At 74.8% G+C, this 22,349-nt stretch carries 21 protein-coding genes and 1 rRNA gene; 7 read left to right on the top strand and 15 right to left on the bottom strand.

Annotated elements, in window-relative coordinates:
* The 11 genes from BLP29_RS12480 to BLP29_RS21800 form a co-directional block, all read right to left on the bottom strand.
* Positions 1–237: ribosomal RNA gene (locus BLP29_RS12480) — 16S ribosomal RNA — on the bottom strand; the annotation flags it as partial.
* 392 nt (positions 238–629) lie between these two features.
* A complete protein-coding gene (tyrS, locus tag BLP29_RS12475; protein WP_092804729.1) occupies positions 630–1,931 on the bottom strand; it encodes a tyrosine--tRNA ligase in 1,302 nt (433 codons plus the stop codon).
* Positions 1,932–1,992: 61 nt separating this feature from the next.
* The gene (locus BLP29_RS12470; RefSeq protein ID WP_207798457.1) at positions 1,993–2,631 is read right to left on the bottom strand and encodes a DNA-3-methyladenine glycosylase; all 639 of its coding nucleotides are present in this window, start codon (positions 2,629–2,631) and stop codon (positions 1,993–1,995) included.
* 25 nt (positions 2,632–2,656) lie between these two features.
* Positions 2,657–4,099, bottom strand: a complete 1,443-nt coding sequence (argH, locus tag BLP29_RS12465; protein ID WP_092804726.1) for an argininosuccinate lyase — start codon at positions 4,097–4,099, stop codon at positions 2,657–2,659.
* The gene (locus tag BLP29_RS12460; protein WP_092804723.1) at positions 4,096–4,611 is read right to left on the bottom strand and encodes an arginine repressor; all 516 of its coding nucleotides are present in this window, start codon (positions 4,609–4,611) and stop codon (positions 4,096–4,098) included. Before BLP29_RS12460 ends, argH begins: the two co-directional genes overlap by 4 nt.
* A complete protein-coding gene (gene argF, locus BLP29_RS12455; RefSeq protein WP_092804720.1) occupies positions 4,608–5,543 on the bottom strand; it encodes an ornithine carbamoyltransferase in 936 nt (311 codons plus the stop codon). Before argF ends, BLP29_RS12460 begins: the two co-directional genes overlap by 4 nt.
* Positions 5,540–6,721: an acetylornithine transaminase gene (locus BLP29_RS12450; RefSeq protein ID WP_092804717.1), complete on the bottom strand. Its 1,182-nt coding sequence runs from the start codon at positions 6,719–6,721 to the stop codon at positions 5,540–5,542. The genes argF and BLP29_RS12450 overlap by 4 nt, the downstream gene beginning before the upstream one ends.
* Positions 6,718–7,725: an acetylglutamate kinase gene (gene argB / locus BLP29_RS12445; protein ID WP_092804714.1), complete on the bottom strand. Its 1,008-nt coding sequence runs from the start codon at positions 7,723–7,725 to the stop codon at positions 6,718–6,720. The genes BLP29_RS12450 and argB overlap by 4 nt, the downstream gene beginning before the upstream one ends.
* Complete coding sequence (gene argJ, locus BLP29_RS12440) at positions 7,722–8,873, bottom strand: bifunctional glutamate N-acetyltransferase/amino-acid acetyltransferase ArgJ (protein ID WP_092804711.1); 1,152 nt, start codon at positions 8,871–8,873, stop codon at positions 7,722–7,724. Before argJ ends, argB begins: the two co-directional genes overlap by 4 nt.
* A complete protein-coding gene (gene argC, locus BLP29_RS12435) occupies positions 8,870–9,910 on the bottom strand; it encodes an N-acetyl-gamma-glutamyl-phosphate reductase (RefSeq protein ID WP_092804708.1) in 1,041 nt (346 codons plus the stop codon). The genes argJ and argC overlap by 4 nt, the downstream gene beginning before the upstream one ends.
* A 37-nt stretch (positions 9,911–9,947) precedes the next feature.
* Positions 9,948–11,483, bottom strand: coding sequence for a PucR family transcriptional regulator (locus BLP29_RS21800; RefSeq protein ID WP_092804951.1), 1,536 nt, complete (start codon positions 11,481–11,483; stop codon positions 9,948–9,950).
* A gap of 129 nt (positions 11,484–11,612) precedes the next feature.
* Here BLP29_RS21800 and BLP29_RS12425 point away from each other — a divergent pair, with 129 nt between their 5' ends.
* From BLP29_RS12425 to BLP29_RS12415, 3 genes are all read left to right on the top strand, one after another.
* Positions 11,613–12,110, top strand: coding sequence for a nucleoside deaminase (locus BLP29_RS12425; RefSeq protein ID WP_092804705.1), 498 nt, complete (start codon positions 11,613–11,615; stop codon positions 12,108–12,110).
* Positions 12,107–13,420, top strand: coding sequence for a cytosine permease (gene codB, locus BLP29_RS12420; protein ID WP_092804702.1), 1,314 nt, complete (start codon positions 12,107–12,109; stop codon positions 13,418–13,420). The genes BLP29_RS12425 and codB overlap by 4 nt, the downstream gene beginning before the upstream one ends.
* Positions 13,421–13,489: 69 nt before the next feature.
* Complete coding sequence (locus tag BLP29_RS12415) at positions 13,490–14,386, top strand: diacylglycerol/lipid kinase family protein (RefSeq protein ID WP_092804699.1); 897 nt, start codon at positions 13,490–13,492, stop codon at positions 14,384–14,386.
* A 1-nt stretch (position 14,387) separates the two neighbouring features.
* Here BLP29_RS12415 and BLP29_RS12410 read toward each other — a convergent pair whose 3' ends face one another.
* The 4 genes from BLP29_RS12410 to BLP29_RS12395 are packed head-to-tail and all read right to left on the bottom strand — an operon-like array spanning position 14,388 to position 19,380.
* Positions 14,388–15,179 (bottom strand): SDR family NAD(P)-dependent oxidoreductase, encoded by a 792-nt coding sequence (locus BLP29_RS12410; RefSeq protein ID WP_165839370.1) that lies wholly within the window; start codon positions 15,177–15,179, stop codon positions 14,388–14,390.
* The gene (pheT, locus tag BLP29_RS12405) at positions 15,172–17,649 is read right to left on the bottom strand and encodes a phenylalanine--tRNA ligase subunit beta (RefSeq protein WP_092804696.1); all 2,478 of its coding nucleotides are present in this window, start codon (positions 17,647–17,649) and stop codon (positions 15,172–15,174) included. The genes BLP29_RS12410 and pheT overlap by 8 nt, the downstream gene beginning before the upstream one ends.
* The gene (gene pheS, locus BLP29_RS12400; RefSeq protein ID WP_092804693.1) at positions 17,646–18,713 is read right to left on the bottom strand and encodes a phenylalanine--tRNA ligase subunit alpha; all 1,068 of its coding nucleotides are present in this window, start codon (positions 18,711–18,713) and stop codon (positions 17,646–17,648) included. The genes pheT and pheS overlap by 4 nt, the downstream gene beginning before the upstream one ends.
* 28 nt (positions 18,714–18,741) lie before the next feature.
* The gene (locus BLP29_RS12395; protein WP_092804690.1) at positions 18,742–19,380 is read right to left on the bottom strand and encodes a TetR/AcrR family transcriptional regulator; all 639 of its coding nucleotides are present in this window, start codon (positions 19,378–19,380) and stop codon (positions 18,742–18,744) included.
* Positions 19,381–19,428: 48 nt separating this feature from the next.
* Between BLP29_RS12395 and BLP29_RS12390 the strand changes: the two genes are divergently transcribed.
* The 4 genes from BLP29_RS12390 to BLP29_RS12375 are packed head-to-tail and all read left to right on the top strand — an operon-like array spanning position 19,429 to position 22,339.
* Positions 19,429–19,986, top strand: a complete 558-nt coding sequence (locus BLP29_RS12390; RefSeq protein ID WP_243469910.1) for a DUF3105 domain-containing protein — start codon at positions 19,429–19,431, stop codon at positions 19,984–19,986.
* A 45-nt stretch (positions 19,987–20,031) separates the two neighbouring features.
* Complete coding sequence (locus BLP29_RS12385) at positions 20,032–20,601, top strand: sugar O-acetyltransferase (RefSeq protein WP_092804687.1); 570 nt, start codon at positions 20,032–20,034, stop codon at positions 20,599–20,601.
* Complete coding sequence (locus tag BLP29_RS12380; protein WP_092804684.1) at positions 20,598–21,155, top strand: TetR/AcrR family transcriptional regulator; 558 nt, start codon at positions 20,598–20,600, stop codon at positions 21,153–21,155. Before BLP29_RS12385 ends, BLP29_RS12380 begins: the two co-directional genes overlap by 4 nt.
* Positions 21,152–22,339: an MFS transporter gene (locus tag BLP29_RS12375; protein WP_092804681.1), complete on the top strand. Its 1,188-nt coding sequence runs from the start codon at positions 21,152–21,154 to the stop codon at positions 22,337–22,339. Before BLP29_RS12380 ends, BLP29_RS12375 begins: the two co-directional genes overlap by 4 nt.
* The last annotated feature ends 10 nt before the right edge of the window (positions 22,340–22,349 follow it).

The raw sequence follows: 22,349 nt of genomic DNA, 5'->3' as shown, positions 1-22,349 counted from the left end.
TAGGCCGCGGGCCCATCCCCAGCCGAAAAACTTTCCACACAACCCCATGCGAGGAAGCGTGAATATCCGGTATTAGCACCAATTTCTTGGAGTTATCCCAGAGCCGGGGGCAGGTTGCCCACGTGTTACTCACCCGTTCGCCACTAATCCACCAGCAAGCTGGCTTCATCGTTCGACTTGCATGTGTTAAGCACGCCGCCAGCGTTCGTCCTGAGCCAGGATCAAACTCTCCGTAGATGAATTTCGATCCAAGGCCGAGAACCAAGAGTTGGCACTCTCGATATCAATCAACCCAACACCCACCCCCCAAAAGGAGGCGGGAATCAAACATATGGCACTGACTTTCGGCACGCTGTTGAGTTCTCAAAGAGCGGACGCGCAAGAACCCCAGCCTCACGGCCTTCGATGTCTTGGCTTGTTGTCACGCTTCGGCGCTTCGGGCCCGGCCTCGCGGTCGTCCCCGGCGCAAAGAGAAAGTTACGTGGTCGTCGGCCCCGTGTCAAACGCCCTCCCGCGTGACGCCCGCCACGTGCTCGACGCGCGGCGGTCACGGGCCGTTCACACGCCACGGGTCACCACAGGGCCCGCACGCCACGACCGGTGCCGGGGGTCCCCCCGGCGCCGGTGCGTCAGGCCGGCAGGCGGACGCCGGCCAGGTTCCGCTTGCCCCGGCGCAGCACGACCCAGCCACCCGCCAGACCGCTGTCGGCCGACAACGGCTGGTCGGCGTCGACGACCCGCTCGTTGTTCACGTAGGCGCCGCCCTCCTTCACCGTCCGCCGTGCGTCGGACAGCGAGCTGCACAGCCCGGTGCGCTGCAGCAGCACCGCGGCGGAGGGCAGCGCCCCGTCGACGACGTCGTCGGCACCGAGCTGGAGGGCGCCGGCCTCGGCGAGCGCGGCCGTCAGCGTCGACTCCCCCAGTGCCGCGAGGTCGTCGCGGCCGAACAGCGCCCGGCCGGCAGCCTCTGCCTGGGCCAGTTCGTCGTCGCCGTGGACCAGACGGGTCAGCTCCTCGGCGAGCGCGCGCTGCAGCTCCCGTGCGGCGGGGCGTTCCTCCGAGGACGCGACCAGGGCGGCGACCTCCTCCGCCGGCCGCTCGGAGAACAGCGGCGCCCAGGCCCGGGCGTCCACGTCGTCGATGCCGAGCCAGTACTGGAAGAAGGCGTACGGGCTGGTGAGCTCGGGGTCCAGCCACACCGTGGCACCCTCGGTCTTGCCGATCTTGGTGCCGTCCGCGCGGGTGATGAGCGGGGTGCCCAGCGCGTGCACCGACACCCCGTGCGTGCGGCGCACGAGGTCGGTCCCCGCCGTGAGGTTGCCCCACTGGTCGGAACCGCCGGTCTGCAGCGTGCAGCCGTGCCGCTCGTGCAGCTCCTTGAAGTCGTTGGCCTGCAGGATCTGGTAGCTGAACTCGGTGTAGCTGATGCCGGCGTCGCTGTTGAGCCGGGCCGACACCGCCTCCTTGGCCAGCATGCGGTTGACCCGGAAGTTCTTGCCCAGCTCGCGCAGGAAGTCGATGGCCGACAGGGGCGCCGTCCAGTCGAGGTTGTTCACGTAGACCGGCTCGGCGAGCCCCTGCTCGGCGGCCGGGCGGTCGAGGAACGGGGCGACCCGCGACCGGATGCGCTCCACCCACTCGGCCACGACCTCGGGGGCGTTGAGGGTGCGCTCGGACGTCGGCCGCGGGTCGCCGATCAGGCCGGTGGCCCCGCCCACCAGGACGATCGGCCGGTGCCCGGCCCGCTGCAGGGCACGCAGCACCATGAACTGCACGAGGTGCCCGACGTGCAGCGAGCGGGCGGTGGGGTCGAACCCGCAGTAGTAGGTGACCGGCCCGGCAGCGAGCGCAGCGCGCAGCTCGCCCTCGTCGGTGCTCTGGGCGATCAGCCCCCGGCGGTGGAGTTCGTCGACGACGTCGGCACTGGTCACGGTGCCATCCTCGCCGACCCCCGCCCACGGCCACCAACCAGATGCCCCGCGGGGGCGTCGATCACCCCGCGGGAGGCCGGCGCCGCACCCCGGCGCGGAACGCGCTCACCGTCGGGGCGCCGGTCTCGGTGAACCGCCAGGGCAGCTCGGCGGCGTGGGTGATCCCCACCCGCGGACCGGCGGTGACCGCGACCGGTGCCGTGCCCCGGTGCAGCCGCACCGGTGATCGGGGGTCGAGCAGGAGGAGGTCGCGGTCGTCGGGGCCGATGCCCAGGGCCGCGGTGAGCCGGGCCGGCCCGCGGGCCAGGTCCCGGTGCACGGCCGAGGCAGGACGGCGACCGCGCGCGAGCTCCTCCCCCAGCACGACCTCACCGGCGCGCAGCAGCACCGCCGACCCCTCGCCCTCCGCGCCGACCACGACGTTGGCGCACCAGTGCATGCCGTAGCTGAAGTACACGTACAGGTGCCCCGGCGGGCCGAACATCACGGCCGAGCGCGGGGTCGGGCCCCGGTGCGAGTGGGCTGCGGGGTCGTCGCCGGCCCCCGAGTAGGCCTCGACCTCGGTCAACCGGACGGCGGTCGTGCCCTCCGGTCGCTCGGTCACCACCCAGCAGCCCAGCAGCGCGGGGGCGACGACCTCAGGACGGCCGAGCAGCTCGTCGTGGGTCACGAGCTGCCCGGGCCGGGGGACGTCGGTCACCGGTGCGCCGAACCGGGCGCGCCGGTCAGAGGGCCCGGGCCACCGGCGAGTCGGTCGCCCACCCCCGGTGCTCCCCCACCAGCGTGGCCAGGCCGCTGAGCTGCTCGGCGACCCGCTCGGGCGCCGTGCCACCGCGCGCCTTGCGGGCAGCCAGCGCACCGGGCACCGACAGCACCGTGCGGACGTCGGGCGTGAGGTGCGGCGACACCTCGGCGAGCTGGGCGTCGGTGAGCTCGTCGAGCTCCACCCCGAGCGCCTCGCACCGGGCCACCATCGCCCCGCTGATCTCGTGCGCGGAACGGAACGGCACCCCGGCCGAGACCAGCCACTCGGCGACGTCGGTGGCCAGCGCGAACCCCTGGGGAGCTGCGGCCTCGAGCACCTCGGGCCGCAGCGTCAGCGTCGCGACCATGCCGGTGACCGCGGGCAGCAGCAGGGCCAGCTGCTCGATCGAGTCGAACACCGGCTCCTTGTCCTCCTGCAGGTCCCGGTCGTAGGCCAGCGGCAGGCCCTTGAGCATGGTGAGCAGACCGGTCAGGTTGCCGACGAACCGGCCGGCCTTGCCCCGGGCCAGCTCGGCGATGTCGGGGTTCTTCTTCTGCGGCATGATCGACGAACCGGTGGCCCAGGCGTCGTCCAGCCGGGCCCAGCCGAACTCGGTCGACGTCCAGAGCACGACCTCCTCCCCCAGCCGGGACAGGTGGACGCCGAGCAGGGCCGCGGCGAAGCAGAACTCCGCGGCGAAGTCGCGGTCGCTGACCGCGTCGATCGAGTTGTCGGCGGCGCGGTCGAAGCCGAGCTCGGCGGCGACCGCGTCGGGGTCCAGCCGCAGCGACGAACCGGCCAGCGCACCGGCCCCCAACGGGCTGACGGCGGTGCGGCGGTCCCAGTCGCGCAGCCGGTCGACGTCGCGGGCGAAGGAGTGCGCGTGGGCCAGCAGCTGGTGGGCGATGAGCACCGGCTGGGCGTGCTGCAGGTGGGTCATCCCCGGCGCGGCGACGTCGCGGTAGCGCCCGGCGAGGCCGACCAGGGCGTCCTCGAGGTCGGCGACCGCACCCACCAGGGCGCGGACGTGGTGCCGCAGGTACAGCCGCAGGTCGGTGGCCACCTGGTCGTTGCGTGAGCGGCCGGCGCGCAGCTTGCCGCCCAGGGTGCCCAGCTTGGCGGTGAGACCCCGCTCGAGGGCCTCGTGCACGTCCTCGTCGGCCTCGATGGCGGTGAAGGTGCCGTCGGCGACCTCGGCGGACAGCTCGGTGAGCGCACCGACCATCTGCTCGAGCTCGTCGGCGGTGAGCAGGCCCGCACGGTGCAGCACCCGGGCGTGGGCGCGGGAGGAGGCCAGGTCGAACGGCGCCAGCCGCCAGTCGACGTCGGTGGACTTCGACAGGGCCGCCATCGCGGCCGACGGGCCGCCGCCGAAGCGACCGCCCCAGAGCCTGGTGTCCGAACCGGCAGGTGCGCTGCTCACGGGTGTCCTTCTCGATCGGGGATGGTGGTGCCGGCGGCCAGCGCCAGCAGACGCTGCGCCAGCGCGGGTCCGCCGTGCGGGTCGCGGGAGACGACCAGCAGAGTGTCGTCCCCCGCGATGGTGCCCAGCACGTCGGGCAGGCCGGTCTTGTCCATCGCCGAGGCGAGGAACTGGGCCGCACCCGGTGGGGTGCGCACGACGGCGAGGTTCGCCGAGCCCTCGGCGCTGGTGAGCAGTTCACCCAGCATGCGGGTCAGCCGGCCCGGCGCGGACTGGGCCGGGCGCAGCGGGGCGTTCTCCGGCGGCAGCACGTAGGAGGCCGGCGCACCGTCGGAGCCGCGGAGCTTCACGGCGCCGAGCTCCTCCAGGTCACGCGACAGCGTGGCCTGGGTGACCTCGACGCCGGACTCCCCCAGCAGCCGGGCGAGCTGGCTCTGCGAGGTGATGGGCTGGCCCGAGATGAGCTCGGCGATGCGGGCATGCCGGGCCGACCGGGTCAGCGCGCCGGTCACCGCTGCGCCAGCAGCCAGGTGAGCAGCGCCTTCTGCGCGTGCAACCGGTTCTCCGCCTCGTCCCACACGGCGCTCTGCGGGCCGTCGATCACCGACGCGGCGATCTCCTTGCCGCGGTAGGCCGGCAGGCAGTGCAGCACGACTGCGTCGCTCGCCGCCCGGGCCAGCGCCGACTCGTCGAGGGCGAAGGGCCGGAACGGGGCCCCGCGGTCACCGGCCTGGTCCTCCTGGCCCATCGAGACCCACGTGTCGGTCGCGAGCACGTCGGCGCCGTCGGCCGCGGCGGCCGGGTCGGCGGTCCAGGTCACCGAACCGCCGGTCTGCGCGGCGACCGCGGCGGCCCGGGCCATGATGGCGGGGTCGGGCGCGTAGGACTCGGGCGAGCCGATGCGCACGTGCATGCCGGCCGTGGCGCCGCCCAGGGCGTAGGAGTGCGCCATGTTGTTCGCGCCGTCGCCGAGGTAGGTCAGCGTCAGGCCGGCCAGGGTGGGCCGGCGCTCGGCGACGGTCTGCAGGTCGGCCAGGATCTGGCACGGGTGGTAGTCGTCGGTGAGGGCGTTGACCACCGGCACCCGGCTGACCGCGGCCATGGCCTCGAGCCGGGCCTGCTCGAAGGTCCGCCAGACGATCGCCTCGACCTGGCGGTCGAGCACCCGGGCGGTGTCCTCGACCGGCTCCCCCCGGCCGAGCTGGCTGCCGGCGGCGTCGATGACCAGCGGGTACCCGCCCAGCTCGGCGACGCCGACGGAGAACGAGACCCGGGTGCGGGTCGAGGGCTTGTCGAACAGCACGGCCACCGACCGGGGCCCGGCCAGCGGCTGCGGGGCGTCGGCGGTGTGCCGGGTCCGCTTCAGCTCGGCGGCCAGCGCCAGCACCTCGGCCTGCTCGGCCGGGGTGAGGTCGTCGTCCTTGGTGAAGTGCCGGGGGCTCACGGTGCGGTCTCCAGTGCTGCGTCGAGGACGGGGGGCAGGGCCGAGACGAACCGGTCGACCTGCTCGTCGGTGACGACCAGCGGCGGGGCGAGCCGGACGACGCCGGGGGCGACCGCGTTGGTCAGGTAGCCGGCGTCGCGCAGGCCGGTCTCGACGGCCGGGGCGACGTCGGCGGTGAGGACGACGCCCAGCAGCGCGCCGCGACCCCGGACCCCGGACACGGCCGGGTGGCCGAGACCCTCGATGCCGGTCGTGAAGCGGTGCTCGAGGTCCTTGGCCCGGTCGAGCAGGCCCTCGTCGCGGATGGTGTCGAGCACCGCCAGCGCGGCCGCGGCGACGATCGGGTTGCCGCCGAACGTCGACCCGTGCGACCCGGCGCCGAGCAGCTCGGCGGCCTCGCCGAAGGCCAGGGTCGCGCCCAGCGGCAGACCGCCGCCGAGCGACTTGGCCATGGTGATCACGTCGGGGGCGACGCCGTCGGCGGCGTGCGCGAACCACTGGCCGGTGCGGCCCATGCCGGTCTGCACCTCGTCGACGGCGAACAGTGCGCCGACCTCGGTGGCCTGCGCGGCTGCGGCGGCCAGGTAGCCGGGGGGCGCGGGCAGGACGCCGCCCTCACCCAGCATGGGCTCGAGCAGCACCATCGCCGTGGCTTCGGTGAGCTGCAGTGCGGCCGGGTCGCCGTACTCGACGTGCCGGACGCCGCCGGGCAGCGGGGCGAAGGCCTGCGCCTTCGCCGGCTGACCGGTGAGCGCCAGCGAGCCCATCGTGCGGCCGTGGAACGAGCCGAGCGCAGCGACCACCTCGGGCCGCCCGGTGAGCCGGCTGATCTTGAACGCGGCCTCGTTGGCCTCGGCGCCGGAGTTGCAGAAGAACACCCGTCCGGGCCGGCCGGCGAGCTCCACCAAGCGCTCGGCCAAGGTCACCCCGACCTCGTGCATGGCCAGGTTGGACACGTGGCCGAGCCGGGCGGCCTGGTGCGTGATCGCGGCGACGACGGCGGGGTGGGCGTGGCCCAGGATCGTGGTGGCGATGCCGCCGAGCAGGTCGACGTACTCGCGGCCGTCGACGTCCAACACCGTGGCGCCCCGGCCGTGCGCGAGGGCGACGGGCGGAGTCTTGTAGTTGCCCATCATCACCGCCGACCAGCGGCGGGCCAGCTCCTCCGTGCTCGTCATGCTGAACCCTCCTCCGGGGTCGGCGAGGACGGGACCACCATGGTCCCGGTGCCCTCGGTGGTGAACATCTCCAGCAGCAGGGCGTGCGGCAGCCGGCCGTCGACGACGGTCGCGCGCTGCACACCGCCCTGCACCGCCCGCAGGCAGGCGGCCATCTTGGGGATCATCCCGGCGTCGAGCGTCGGGAGGATCGTCTCGAGCTCGGCGGCGTCGATCTGCTCGACCAGCGAGGACTTGTCCGGCCAGTCCGAGTAGAGACCCTCGACGTCGGTGAGCACCACGAGCTTGACCGCGCCCAGCGCGACGGCCAGCGCCGCCGCGGCGGTGTCGGCGTTGACGTTGTGCAGCACGCCGTCCCTGTCGGGGGCGACGGTGGCCACGACCGGGATGTGCCCGGCCTCCAGCAGCGCCGTCACCGGCGTCGGGTCGACCTCGACGACATCGCCGACCAGGCCGACGTCGACCTGCTGACCGGCGACCGTGGCGGTGGTGCGCTCGGCGGTGAACAGGCCGCCGTCCTCGCCGGACAGCCCGATGGCCAGCGGCCCGTGGGTGTTGATCAGCCCGACGACCTCGGGGCCGACCTGGCCGACCAGCACCATGCGGACGACGCCGATGGTCTCGGGCGTGGTGACCCGCAGGCCGCCGCGGAACTCGCTCTCGACGCCGAGGCGGGACAGCATGGAGCTGACCTGGGGACCGCCGCCGTGCACGACGACGGGGAGGATCCCGCAGGTGCGCAGGAAGACCATGTCCTCGGCGAACGCGGCCCGGCAGGCCTCGTCGACCATGGCGTGCCCGCCGTACTTCACGACGACGACGTTGCCGTGGAACTCCTTGAGCCACGGCAGCGCGCCGGTGAGCACCGCGACCTTGCGGGCATCGCCCTCGGGGTCGGGGGTGCGCATGACCCGGCTGGTCCCGTAGCGCCGCTTCGGGGGCACCTCGTCGGGCCGGACGTCGGGCGGGCTGGGGTCCTGGGCTTCGGGGATGGCGGTGCTCATGTGGAGTAGGCCGAGTTCTCGTGCACGTAGGCGATGGACAGGTCGTTGGTCCAGATCGTGGCCTCGGCGCCACCGGCGGCGAGGTCGACGTCGATGGTGACGGCCCGGCCGCTGAGGTCGACGCCGTCGCGGTCGTCGCCGATCGAGCCGCCGCGGCAGACGGTGACCCCGTTGATGGTCACGTCGACCCGGTCGGCCTCGAAGGCGGCGTCGGTGGTGCCGATGGCGGCGAGCACGCGGCCCCAGTTGGGGTCGTTGCCGAACAGCGCGGTCTTGAGCAGGTTGTTGCGGGCACAGGCCCGACCGGCCTCGAGCGCGTCCTCGACCGAGGCCGCGCCGCGCACGGTGATCGCGATGTCCTTGGTGGAGCCCTCGGCGTCGGCCAGCAGCTGCATGGCCAGGTCGAGGCAGGCGGCGTCGAGCGCCGCGCCGAGCTCCTCGGCGGTCGGGGTGACCCCGGAGGCGCCGTTGGCGAGCACCAGCACCGTGTCGTTGGTGGACAGGCAGCCGTCGGAGTCCACCCGCTCGAACGAGTGCGCGGTGGCGTGCCGCAGCGCCGCCTGGAGCACGTCGCCGGGAACGACGGCGTCGGTGGTGAGGACGACGAGCATCGTGGCCAGGCTCGGTGCCAGCATGCCGGCGCCCTTGGCCATCCCGCCGACCGTCCAGCCCTCGCCGGGCTGCACCGTGGTCTTGGGCACCGAGTCCGTGGTCATGATCCCGCGGGCGGCGGCCGGGCCCCCCTCGGCGGACAGCTGGGCCGCGGCGTCGGTGACCCCGGCGGTGAGCTGCTCCATCGGCAGCCGCACGCCGATCAGCCCGGTGGAGCACACCGCGACGTCGATCGCACCGAGCCCCAGGGTGGTCGCGACGTGCTCGGCCGTGGCGTGGGTGTCGGCGAAGCCCTCGGGCCCGGTGCAGGCGTTGGCGCCGCCGGAGTTGAGCACCACGGCGCGCAGTCGACCGTTGCTCAGCACCTGCTTGGACCACAGCACCGGCGCGGCCGGGAACCGGTTGGTCGTGAAGACGGCGGCCGCGGCGTCGTCCGGGCCGTCGTTGACGACGAGGGCGACGTCGGGGTCACCGGAGGTCTTGAGGCCGGCGGCGACGCCGGCGGCCCGGAAGCCCTGGGGGGCGGTGACGCTCATGGTGCGACTCCGACGAGCGGGAGACCGGTGGTCTCGGGGAGGCCGAGGGCGATGTTGGCGCACTGCAGCGCCCCGCCCGCCGTGCCCTTGGTCAGGTTGTCGACCGCGGCGACCACCACGAGCCGGCCCGCGTCGGGGTCGACCGTGACCTGCAGGGCCACGGTGTTGGCACCGAGGACGGCGGCGGTGGTGGGCCACTGGCCCTCGGGCAGCAGGTGGACGAAGGGCTCGTCGGCGTAGGCCTCGAGGTAGGCGGCCCGGGCCGACTCGGGCGTCGTGCCGGGCGCGACCTTCGCCGAGCAGGTGGCGAGGATGCCGCGGGCCATCGGCACGAGGGTCGGGGTGAAGCTCACGCCCACCTTCCTACCGGCGACCTCCGACAGGTTCTGGACCATCTCCGGGGTGTGCCGGTGGACGCCGCCCACGCCGTAGGCGCTCGCCGCGCCCATGACCTCGGAGCCGATCAGGTTCGGCTTGGCCGCCCGGCCGGCGCCGGACGTGCCCGACGCGGCGACGACGACGACCTCCGGCTCGACCAGGCCCGCGGCGAGGGCCGGGGCCATCGCGAGGGTGACGCTGGTCGGGTAGCAGCCGGGGACGGCGATGCGCCGCGCGCCGGCCAGCTCCCCCCGCTGGCCGGGCAGCTCGGGCAGGCCGTAGGGCCAGGTGCCGGCGTGCTCGCTGCCGTACCACCGCTGCCAGGCGGCGGGGTCGGCGAGCCGGTGGTCGGCCCCGCAGTCGAGCACCAGCACGTCGTCGGGCAGGCCTGCGGCGATGGCGCCGGAGGCACCGTGGGGCAGGGCGAGGACGACGACGTCGTAGCCGGCGAGGTCCTCGGGGCCCGACGGCTGCACGACCATGTCGGCGAAGGGCAGCAGGTGCGGCTGGGACTCCCCCAGGCGTCGGCCGGCGCTCGATGCCGCGTGCACCCCGGTCAGCCGGAGGTTCGGGTGCCCGGCCAGCAGCCGGCACACCTCGCCCCCCGCGTACCCGGTGGCGCCGGTGACCCCGACCGTCCACGTCCGCTCTGCGCTCACGATGCATGAGTATGCACTAGCCCGGATGGTGTTGCAGTCACCGGGTGCGCACGGGACCGGCCTGCGCGTCGGTGCCGGTGCGCAGCTGCCAACCGACCAGCGCGACGGCCAGGCCCACCAGTTGCGCGGGGTCCTCGACCGGCGCCCCGAGCAGGGTCGTGAGCCGGTCCAGGCGCGCGTGCAGCGACTGCCGGCGGATGCCGAGGGCGGCCGCGGTGCGGGCCTTGACCAGGCCGTGGGTGAGGTGGGCGTCGAGGGTGCGCAGCAGCTCGGTGCCGTGCGCGCTGTCGTGGTCGAGCACCGGTCGCAGCCTCGAGTCGACGAAGGCGGCCAACCGGTCGGCGGGGACGGCCTCGGCCAACAGCTGGTGGACGGCGAGGTCACCGGCCAGGACGACGGGGCGGCGCACCCCCACCCGGTGGGCCAGCTCCACCACCGAGCGGGCCTGCGCCAGCGCCTCGCCCAGCCCTCCGTCGTCGACCACCGGGTCGGCCGCGGCGACCAGCAGCACGGCGTCGGCCGCGCGACCCTCGTCCAGGGCGGCCCGCAGCCGCTGCGCCGCGGACCGGGCGCCGCCCCGCCGGGTGCGGGCCACGACCACCACCAACCGACGGCCGACGGCCACCAGGCACCGGCCCAGCGCGGCGTCGCCCGCCGCGTGCACCGCGGCCACCACGTCCTCCGGCGGGGTCCGCCGGTCGACCAGCACGCCGAGCACCAGCACCTCGGCACCGGCGGCCGGCGGCAGCCCGGCCTCGGTCAACCGGGTGCGCACCTGCGCGGGCGACAGCCGGACGCCGGCGACGAGGTCGGACACCAACGACTGGGCCGGCGAGGGACGGACGGCGGCGGCCGGGGCACGCCCCAGCTCCAGCGCCACGGCCACGGCGGCGCGGTCGGCCACCCCCACCCGCGCCCGGGTCGGCCGCCCGTGGAGCACGAGCCGGCCCGCCAACCCCTGCGGGCCGCGGACGTCGGCGCCGGTGCACTCGCCGGGGACGTCGGGCGGCGCCGGCACGCGGCTGGCCGCCACCACCCGACCGGCCGGGTCGGCCACGTGCACCGGGCACCCGGCCAACCGGGCCACGGCGTCGAGCACGGCGGACAGGCCCTGGCCGGTGACCACGAGGGCCAGCAGCTCCTGCCAGACCGCCTCGGCCGGTCGGTGCCCCGGGTCGCGCGCGGCGACGACGAGGTCGTGGAAGTTCTCCACCATGCGGGCGAAGGGCGCGACGGCGGTCAGCTCGATCAGCACGAGACCGCGCCGGGCCGCCGTCCGCACCAGCTCGTCGGGCACCTCGAGGAACGTGCGGCCGAGCTCGAGGGCCAGCCCGACGCAGCCCGCATCGGCCAGCCGGTCGGTGTAGTCGACCAGCTGGCGCGGGGAGCGGCCGTGCAGGCCGAGGCCGGTGGTGAGCAGGAACTCCCCGCCCGACAGCAGCCCACCCATCTCGTAGACCTCCGACGAGTGCACCCAGCGCACGACGGTGCGCTCGGGGTCGCCGGCCAGCACGCGGGGCGCGGCCGCGGCGACCGAGGGCAGCGCGAGCACCTCGGCGACGGTGGGGAGCACGGGGGCAGGGTCGTGCGTGCACGGACGGATCGTCAAGCAGACGGTGCCGTCCACAGGACACCTCGTCCCTTGTCGGTGGGGCCCGGTACCGATTGGGTCGGCACACCGACCAGCCCTCCAGGAGGCACCGTGACCACCACACCGGCGACCGATCCGCGCAGCGCCGCGCCCGACCCCGACGCCGACCGCCGCTTCCTGGCCCTGGCCGTCGAGCAGGCCCGCACCGGCTGGGCCGAGGGCGGGGTGCCCATCGGGGCCGCGCTCGTCGTCGACGGCGAGGTGCTCGCCGTCGGCCGCAACCGCCGGGTGCAGATGGGCAGCGCGATCCGGCACGGCGAGACCGACTGCATCGAGAACGCCGGCCGCCAGCCCGCCTCGGTGTACCGCCGCAGCACGCTCTACACGACGCTCTCGCCCTGCTACATGTGCGCCGGCACCGCGCTGCTGTACGAGATCCCGCGCATCGTCGTGGGCGAGAACCGCAGCTTCCAGGCCTCGGAGTCGTTGCTGCGCTCGCACGGCGTGCAGGTCGACGTGCTCGACGACGCCGAGTGCATCGCGCTCATGCAGCAGATGCTCGACGAGCGTCCGGCCCTGTGGCTCGAGGACATCGGCGAGGAGTCGTGAGCACCACCCGCGAACCGGTCGGCACCCCCGACACCTCCACCGGCGAGGTGGTCGACCCCGACTACCCGGTCACCCCGGTGCCGCAGCACGCCCGCAAGTCGTTCTTCTCGGTCGCGGTGGTGCTGCTCGGGTTCACCGTCTTCACCCCCACGATGCTGGCCGGCGCCTCGCTGGGCCCGGCGTTCACCTTCGGCAACCTGCTGCTGGTCATCGCCGTGGGCTCGCTCGTGCTGGGCGTCTACGTGGCCGCCATGGGCTACGTCGGTGCGCGCACCGGCCTGACCACCGTGGTGATGGCCCGCTACACGCTGGGCACCCGCGGCGCGAAGCTGGCCTCGATCCTGCTCGGCGGCACCCAGATCGGCTGGTACGGCGTCGTCGTCGGCACCATCGGCGAGCTGACGGCCCAGGCCTTCGACTGGACCTCCTACGGCGCCCGCGCCGCGGTCATGGTCGTCACCAGCGTGCTCATGTGCGCCACGGCCTACTACGGCTACAAGGGCATGTACTGGGTGTCGCTGATCTCGACCCCGCTCATCCTCGTGCTGGCGTTCTGGGTGCTGGCCCGCTCGCTGCAGGAGGTCGGCGGCTGGGCCGGGCTGGCCGACATCGCGCCCACCACGTCGATGGCGTTCGCGGTGGCCGTCACCACTGTCGTCGGCACCTTCGTCTCGGCCGGCACCCAGGCGCCGAACTGGACCCGGTTCGCCCGGTCGGGCAAGCAGGCCGTGTGGGCCTGCGCGATCGGCTTCCTGGTCGGCAACGGGCTCATGGTGTTCCTCGGCGCCGTCGGTGCGCTGACCTTCGGGGTCGGCGACTTCGTGCTCGTGCTGTTCCAGCTCGGCCTGGTCGGCTGGGGTCTGGTGCTGCTGTTCGGCAACCTCTGGAAGAGCAACGCCGACACCGCCTACGCCTTCGGGGTGGCCGGCGCCGAGCTGTTCGACAAGCCCAGCAAGGCGCCGTTCGTGGTGGCCGGGTCGGTGCTGGGCACCGTGCTGGCCCTCACCGGCGTGCACACCCACCTGGTCGACTACCTGGTGCTGCTGGGCACCTTCATCCCGCCGCTGGGCGGGGTCATCATCGGCGACTGGGTGATGCGCTGGCGCGGCGGCATCCCCGAGGGGCACACGCCGCCGGGGCTGCAGTGGCACGCGATCGCGGCCTACGCCGTGGCCGCGGCGCTGGCCTGGACCTCGGGCGAGGTGGGCATCGGCATCCCGCCGGTCATCGGCATCGTGTCCGCCGTCGTGCTGGTGGTCGTGCTCGGCCGGGTGGTGCCGGGCACGCGGACGGGCGCCGCTGCCCGCTGACCGCGATGATCACGGGCGTGGGACGGACTGCCGCCCCGCGCCCGTGCTCGTGCCTGAGGAGAGGTCCCCGTGGCCGCGTTCGACCGCGTCGTCATCGTGTTCAACCCGCACAGCACCGGCGACGCCGCGACCCTGGCAAGCGAGCTGCGCGACGACCTCGCCGAGCGGCACCCCGACCTGCCGCTGGAGCTCGCCCCCACCCAGCGGGCCGGGCACGGGCGCGAGCTGGCCGCCGCAGCAGCCCGCACGGGGCGGCCGCTCGTGGTGTCGGTGAGCGGCGACGGCGGCTACAACGACGTCGTGAACGGGCTCATGGACGCCGGCAACCCCGACGCGGTGGCCGCCGTCCGCGGGGCGGGCAACGCCAACGACCACCGCCGGGCCACCAAGCGCCGGCCCCTGGACGCCGCGGTCTCGCACGCCCTGCGCACCGGGGAGACCCAGCGCTTCGACCTGCTGCGGCTCACCGTCACCCCGGCTGGTGGGCCGCCCGTGGTGCGGTACGCGCACTCCTACATCGGCCTGGGCATCACGCCGGTGGTCGCGGTGGACCTGGAGGAGGGCGGCAAGGGCTCGTGGCGCGAGATCGTGGCCGTCGTCCGCGGGTTCCGACGGTTCCGACCCTTCCCGGTCGAGCTCGAGGACGGCGGGCAGATCGAGGTCGACAGCCTGCTCTACGCCAACATCGACCGCATGGCCAAGGTGGCCACGCTCTCCGACGACGGGCGGCCCGACGACGGGCAGTTCGAGCTGGTGCTGCTCCCCCACCACAGCAAGCTGCGGGTGCTGCTCACCGCGATCCGCTCGGCGACCGTCGGTCTGGGCGCCCAGCCGCACGCCACCCACCACGCGCTCACCATCCGCGCGCCGATGCCGCTGCAGCTCGACGGCGAGCTGGTCGAGCTCGAGGCCGACACCCACGTGGCCGTCGACGTCGTCCCGGGCGCGCTGCGCACCGTGGGATGAGTCAGGCGACCGGGTCGGTGGGGCCGTAGGGCAGCAGGCGGACCTGCCGCTGGGTGGCCTCGGGCGTGGTGGCGGCCAGGGTGTCGAGGTCGTCCTTGCCGGCCCGCACGAAGCGGCCCGACCAGTGGTCCAGCCGACCCTCGGCGATGGCGACCACGAGTTCGACGACGGCCGAGGCCGGCGTCCAGTCGGTGAAGTCGCGCCACATGGCCATCGAGCGGGTCATCGGGGTGTCCACGACACCGGGGGCGACGTCGAAGGCCAGCACCCCGGCGGCGGCCAGCGACTCGGTGATGCGCAGCTGCCCGGCCTTGCCCACCGAGTAGGCGCTGTAGTCCGGGTTCGCCCGGGTCGACATGCCGCTGGCGATGTCCACGACGCGACCCACCACCCGGCCGGAACCCCGCTCGACCATCGCCGGCACCACGGCCTGCACCAGGTGGAACGGCCCGCGCAGCTGGCACTCGACCACCGACCACCACTGCTGCGGGTCGGCCTCCCACACCGGCACCTCGGCGGCGTCGATCTGGCCGGCGTTGTTCACCAGCAGGTCGACCGGTCCCAGCTCGGCGGTCACCCGGGCGACCGCGGCGCGGACGGCGTCGAGGTCGGTGACGTCGGCCGGCACGGCCAGCCCGACGCCCTCCATCGCCGCGGCGAGCCGGTCAGCGCCCCGGGCCAGCCCCGCGACCCGGGCGCCCCGCGCCGCCAGACCGCGGGCCAGTGCGAGCCCGATCCCGGTGGAGGCGCCGGTGACCAGCGCGACCTGTCCGGCCAGCGGCTGCTCAGGCACCGTCGGCGACCGCCTGGCCGACCTCACCGCGCAGGACCGCACCCACCGAGGCGGCCGACGCCAGGGCGGAGGCGACGGCCTCGGCGACCTCGGCGCGGGTCAGCGTACGGTCGGGCGCGCGGAAGGTCAGCGCGTAGGCGAGGGACTTCTGGCCCTCGCCGGCCTGGGCACCGGTGTAGACGTCGAAGAGCTGCAACCGCTCGAGCAGGTCGCCCGCACCGGCCCGCAGAGCGGCCTCCACGTCGACGGAGGGCACGCCGGAGGCGACGGTCAGGGCCACGTCGCTGTGCACGGGCGGGTAGGCCGAGATGCGGGGCGCCTGGGCCACCGGGGCCTCGGGCAGCGCGTCGAGGTCGAGCTCCATCGCGCAGGTGCGCGCCGGCAGCTCGAGCGCCGTGCACACCCGCGGGTGCAGCTCACCGGCGTGGCCGACGACGACGTCGCCGACGACCAGCTCGGCGCAGCGCCCCGGGTGCCAGGGCAGCTGGTCCCCGGCCCGCACGGTCAGCTCGACCCCGGCCGCCCCGGCCACGGTGTGCGCCGCCTGGACGGCGTCGGCCCAGTCGGCGGCCCGGCCGGGACCCCAGTGGCCACGCGGCTCGCGCAGCCCGGTGAGCACCGCGCCGACGTGCCACGGCTGGGACGGCACCGCACCGAGCAGGGCGGCCAGGGTGTCGTCGTCGGGACGGCGGTCGACCGGGGGCAACGGGGCGACGGTGCCGTCGCCGGGCAGGAAGACCACGCCGAGCTCGAACACGGCCAGGTCGCGCTGCCCGCGGCCCAGGTTGCGGGCCACGGTGCCGAGCAGGCCGGGCAGCAGGGAAGTTCGCAGCGCCGGCTCCTCGTCCGACAGCGGGTTGCGCAGGGTGAGCAGCCCGTCGGTGGGCAGGCCGAGCGCGTCGAGCACGGCCGGCCCCACGAACGGGTAGGCCGGCGCCTCGGTGTACCCGGCCTCGGCCAGCGCGCGGCCGACGGTGCGGCGTCGGCGCTGGGCCGGGGTGAGACCGCGACCCGGGGGCACCGTGGGCAGCACACCCGGGATCTCGTCGTAGCCCACCGCCCGCACGACCTCCTCGACCAGGTCGGCGGGGTCGGTGAGGTCGGGCCGCCAGGACGGCGGGGTGACGGTCAGGGTGGCCCCGGCGGACTCGACGGTGCAGCCGACGGTGCGCAGCGTGTCGACGACCGTCTCGGTGTCGATCGGGATGCCGGCGACGGCCTGCGGGCGGTCGGCGGCCAGCGCGATCTCCGGCCGCGGGCCGCGGGTGTCCACGTCGACGACGCCGCCGACGACGGTCGCCCCGCCGAACCCCGCGAGCAGCTCGGCGGCCCGGGCCAGGGCGACGACGGTGACGTCGGGGTCGGTGCCGCGCTCGAAGCGCTTGGCGGCCTCGCTGGGCAGCCTGTGCCGGCGCACGCCGCGGCCGATGCCGGTGGGCTCCCAGTGCGCGGCCTCCAGCAGCACGGCCGTCGTGCTGCCCGAGATCTCGGTGCTCGCCCCGCCCATGACGCCGGCCAGCCCGATCGGGCCGGACTCGTCGGTGATGAGCAGGTCGTCCGCGTCCAGGACCCGGTCGACGCCGTCCAAGGTGGTCAGCCGCTCGCCGGGGCGGGCGGTGCGGACGACGACCGGCCCGCGCACGGCAGCGCGGTCGAAGGCGTGCATGGGCTGGCCCAGCTCGAGCATCACGTAGTTGGTGACGTCGACGGCCAGCGAGATCGAACGCACGCCGCAGCGGGTGAGCCGGCGGCGCATCCACCACGGGGTGGGGGCAGCAGGGTCCAGGCCCTCCACCGCGATCATCGAGAACCGGTCGCAGCGCTGCGGGTCCTCGACCTCCACGGTCCAGGCGGGCTCGCCCGACCAGGCCGGCGGGGTGGCCGCGGCCGGGTCCTGCCAGGGCGCGCCGAGGGCGGCGGCGACCTCGCGGGCGATGCCCCGCACCGACATGCAGTAGCCGCGGTCGGTGGTGACCTCCAGGTCGAACACGACGTCGTCGAGGCCGAGCAGCCCGGCCGCGGGCGTACCGGGCTCGAAGCCCTCGGTGCCCAGCACCAGGATGCCCTCGTGGTCGTCGCCGATCCCGAGCTCCCGGACGCTGCAGATCATGCCGTCGGAGACCTTGCCGTAGGTCTCGCGCGCAGCGATGGCGAAGTCCCCGGGCAGCACGACGCCGGGCAGCGCCACGACCACGAAGTCGCCGACGGCGAAGTTGCGCGCACCGCAGACGATGCCCTGGGGGTCGGGGTTGCCGACGTCGACCAGGCAGTACCGGATGGGCTTCTTGAAGCCGGTGAGCTCCTCGATCTCCAGCACGCGGCCGACGACCAGCGGGCCGGTGGTGGCCGGCGTGCGCAGGACGTCCTCGACCTCGAGGCCCTGCCGCACGAAGGCGGCGTCGAGGTCCTCGACCCCGGTGCCCGCGGGCAGGTCGACGTGCTGGGACAGCCAGCTGACGGGGATCTTCACTGCTCGACTCCGAATGCGTTCGTGAAGCGGACGTCGCCCTCGACGATGTCGTGCATGTCCGACACGCCGTGCCGGAACTGCAGGGCGCGCTCGATGCCCATGCCGAAGGCGAACCCGCCGTAGACCTCGGGGTCGATGCCGCAGGCGGTGAGCACCCGCGGGTTGACCATGCCGCAGCCACCCCACTCGACCCAGCGCGGGCCGTCGCGGTGCTCGGGGAACCAGACGTCGAACTCGGCCGACGGCTCGGTGAACGGGAAGAAGTGCGGCCGCCAGCGGATGGTCGAGTCGGGGCCGAACAACGCCTTGGCCAGCGCCTCGAGCGTGCCGCGCAGGTGCGCCATGGTGAGACCGCGGTCGATGGCCAGCCCCTCGACCTGGTGGAACACCGGCGTGTGGGTGGCGTCGAGCTCGTCGGTGCGGAAGACCCGGCCCGGGGCCACGACGTAGATCGGCGGGGTGCGCTCGAGCATCGTGCGGGCCTGCACGGGCGAGGTGTGCGTGCGCAGCACGAGGCCCGACCCCTCGGGGGCCACGAAGAAGGTGTCGGCCAGCGACCGGGCAGGGTGGTCGGGGCCGGTGTTGAGGGCGTCGAAGTTCAGCCACTCGCTCTCCAGCTCGGGGCCCTCGGCGACCTCGTAGCCCATGCCCACGAAGATGTCGGCGATGCGGTCCTGGATCGTGGTCAGCGGGTGCCGGGCGCCGCGCGGTCGGCGGTCGGCGGCGAGGGTGACGTCGACCCGCTCCTCGGCCAGCACGCGCTCGTCGCGCTCGGCGGTGAGCACGGCGAGCCGGGCGTCGTAGGCCTCGGCGAGGGCGACCCGGGCGGCGTTGACCCGCTGCCCGGCGTCCTTGCGGGCGGCCGGGGGCAGCGCGCCGAGCTCGCGGCGGGCCAGCGACAGCGGGGCCCGGTCACCGACGTGCAGCGGCCGGACGGCGGCCAGGGCGTCGAGGTCGGCGGCGGCGGCGAAGGCCGCGCGGCCCTCGGTCACCGCGGCGTCGAGGGCCTCCGGGGAGAGGGCCGCGACCTGCTTGGGGTCGAATGGATCGTTGGCGCCGGACACGGGAGGCCATTCTGCCTGCCCACCCGGGTCACTCCGACGGTGCGGGTGGCAGCAGCGCCGACAGGCCGCCCCAGGCCAGCACGGTGAGCTGGTCGACGAGGTCGCCGGCGGCGACGCTGCGCTCGGTGGACCACCAGTGCGCGGCCAGCTGCACCATGCCCACGACGCCGTAGGCCCAGGTGTGGGTGCCCTCGGGGCTGCGGCCGAGCGATACGAGCCGCTCGCCCATGACCCAGGCCAGGGCCTCGGCGACCTCGCGTTCGGTCTGCGCGACCAGGTCGGCCCGCCCGGCCCGGCCGGCCTGGGCGTAGGCGAACCGGTACAGGGCCGGCTCCTCCTCGATGATCGCCACGAACGCGGCCACGACGGCGCGCAGCCGGTCGCGGTCGGTCGGCCGGTCCATGGCCAGCTCGCCCAGCAGGCGGGGCAGCAGGATCTCGGTGCTGATCTGCTCCAGGACGGCGTCGACCAGCTCGTCCTTGTCGGCGAAGTACCGGTAGAGCACGGTCTTGCTCACCCCGGCGGTGCGCGCGACGTCGTCGACGGCCAGCTCGGGCCCGGTGCGGCGCACCGACTCGACCGCCGCGGTGACGAACTCGACGCGGCGGGCACGGCGGTGCTCGGTCCAGCGGGAGGAGCGTCCGTCGGAACGACCGGTGGTTGCCACGGCTCAGCAGTCTCCCAGGCCGCGCCCGCGGACGGGCACACTGCTGGGGTGCTCCCCCGCAGAGTCCTGCCCGGCGTCCTCCCCGGGTTGTCCGCCCTCGTACTGCTGGCCGGGTGCGGCGGGGGTGGCCCCGAGGTCGTGGAGACCCCCTACACCGGTGGCCAGCACACCGCGGGGCCGGTCGACTACGCGCAGACCCCGCCGGTGGGTGGGCCGCACGACCCCCAGTGGGCCGACTGCACCGGCTCGGTCTACGCGGCGCCGATCCGGCCGGAGAACGCGGTGCACTCGCTCGAGCACGGCGCCGTGTGGATCACCTACGACCCCGACCGCGTCGACGCCGACGACCTGGCCGCGCTGGTCGGGCTGGTCGAGGGCCAGCAGGCGACCATGCTCTCGCCCTACCCCGGTCAACCGACCCCCGTGAGCCTGCAGGCCTGGGCCGTCCAGCTCGCGCTCGACGAGCTGGACACCGACGCGGTCGAGGACTTCCTGACCGAGTACCGCCTGGCCCCCGACGGCGCGCCCGAACCCGGCGCCAGCTGCGAGATGCCCGACTTCCTCGACCGCCCGCTGGCCCCCGGCGACGCGAGCAACGCCGCCTGAGCAGTTGTGTACGTACGTACACATCGTCTGCTAGCGTCCCCGGTCGTGACCGACGAGCGCTCCATGCGCGACCGCATGCTGGCCGGCGAGCAGTACCTCGCCGACGACCCCGAGCTGGCCCGGGAGAACGCCCGCGCCCAGTCCCTGGCGCACGCCTACAACACGACGGACCCCACCGACGGCGACCGCCTGCGCGAGCTGATGGGCGAGCTGCTCGGCGCGTTCGGGCCCGGCAGCACGATCCGCCCGCCGTTCCGCTGCGACTACGGGCACCAGACCACGGTGGGTGCCCGCACCTTCGCCAACTGGGGCCTGGTCTGCCTGGACGTCGGCCGCATCACCATCGGCGACGACGTGCAGATCGGCCCGGGCGTGCAGCTGCTCACCGCCACCCACCCGGTGGAGCCCGGCCCGCGCCGGGACAAGTGGGAGGGCTCCGCGCCGATCACGATCGGGGACAACGTCTGGCTCGGTGGCGGGGTCGTCGTCCTGCCCGGGGTCACGATCGGCCGCGACACCGTCGTCGGCGCCGGGGCCGTCGTGACCCGCGACCTCCCGGCGGGGGTGGTGGCGGTCGGGAACCCGGCCCGCGTCGTGCGGGAGATCGCCCCGTGACGGCCACCCCACCCCGCCGGCACGACCCCGACCGGCGGGACCGGCTGGTCGACGTCACCGTCGACGTCATCGCCGAGCACGGGCTGGCCGGCCTCACCGCCCGGCGCATCGCCACCGCCGCCGACGTGCCGCTGGGCTCGGTGACCTACCACTTCGCCGGCCTCGACGACCTGGTGCGGGCGGCCTTCACCCGGCACGCCGAGCGCATGGCCGAGGTGTTCCGCGCCCACTTCGCCGGGGTCACCGACCGGGCCTCGATGCTCGACGCCGCCACCGACTTCGTGCTGCAGGGCCACGGGGCCTCGAACCGCGAGTGGGCGATCGCCTACGAGCTCTACCTGGCCGCGATGCGCGACCCCGCGCTGCGGCAGATCACCGAGGCCTGGATGCGCAGCAGCCGCGACACCCTGCAGCGCGTGCTGGAACCCGAGCTGGCCCGTGCGCTCGACGGCGTCATGGAGGGCCTGACCATGCACGCCACCCTGACCACCGCACCACCCACCCGCGAGGAGACCCGCACCGTGCTCGCCCGCGTCCTCGACGTGCAGCCGTGACCGCCCCGGCACCCACCCGTGAGCTGCGTCGCGCGCGCATCGCCGTCGCCACCTGCTTCGCGCTCAACGCGGTCTTCTACGCCAACCTCGTCCCCCGGCTGCCCGAGCTGCGCGACGACCTGGGGCTGACCAACGCCGCGCTGGGCGCCGCCCTGGCCGCCGCCCCGCTGGGCGCGCTGCTCATGGGCCCGGCGGCCGCGGTGCTCATCAACCGGCTCGGCTCGGGGCCGGTGGCCTCGCTCGGCCTGACCGGGCTGGGGGTGGGGGTCGCCGTGGCCGCCGGGGCCCCGAACTGGGCCGTGCTGGCCGCCGCCCTCTTCCTCGTCGGGGCGCTGGACACCGTCGTCGACGTGGCCCAGAACGCGCACGGCCTGCGGGTCCAGCGCGGGTACGGCCGGTCGATCCTCAACGCCCTGCACGGGCTCTGGAGCCTCGGCGCGGTCGCCGGCGGTCTGCTCGGTTCCCTGGTCGCCGGGCTCGGCGTACCGCGCGAGCTGCACCTGGCCGTGTCCGCGGTGGTGTTCGGCGCGGTGGCCCTGCTCGTACGGGCCTGGATGCTGCCCGGCCGGGACGACGCCGACGCCGTCCCGGCCGACGGGGCCACCCCGCACGCTCCCCGCCGAGGACGCCGCACCGCGGTGCTGACGCTCGCCGTCCTCGGGGTGCTGGCCGCGGCGGGCGCCTTCGTCGAGGACTCCGCCGCCTCGTGGAGCGCCATCTGGCTGCGCGACGACCTGGGCGCGGGTGTGGTGGCCGCCGGGCTGGGGTTCGTCGTGTTCCAGGTCGCGATGACCGCCGGCCGGCTCACCGGGGACCGCGTCGTCGACCGGTTCGGCCAGCGCCGCGTGGCCCGGGTGGGCGGCGCGGTCATCGCCGCCGGGTTCGCGCTCATGCTCGCGGCGCCGTCGCTGCCCACCACCCTGGTGGGCTACGCCCTGGCCGGGGTCGGCGTGGCCACGCTGGTGCCGGCCGTCTACGCCGCGGCCGACCAGGTGCCCGGGCTGCCCACGGGGGTCGGGCTCACCGCGGTCAACCTGCTGCTGCGCCTGGGCTTCCTGGTCTCCCCGCCGCTGATCGGCCTGGTCGCGGATGCGGTGGGCCTGCGGGTCGGGCTGGGCTTCGTCGTCCTGGCCGGGGTGCTCGTGCTCGTGCTCGGCCGGTCCCTGCGCACCCGCGTCACCTGATCACCGGGGG

The organism is Klenkia marina (assembly GCF_900101025.1).
In the GTDB taxonomy this organism is placed as follows: Bacteria; Actinomycetota; Actinomycetes; order Mycobacteriales; family Geodermatophilaceae; genus Klenkia; species Klenkia marina.
This window is presented reverse-complemented; position numbering and strand designations above follow the sequence as displayed.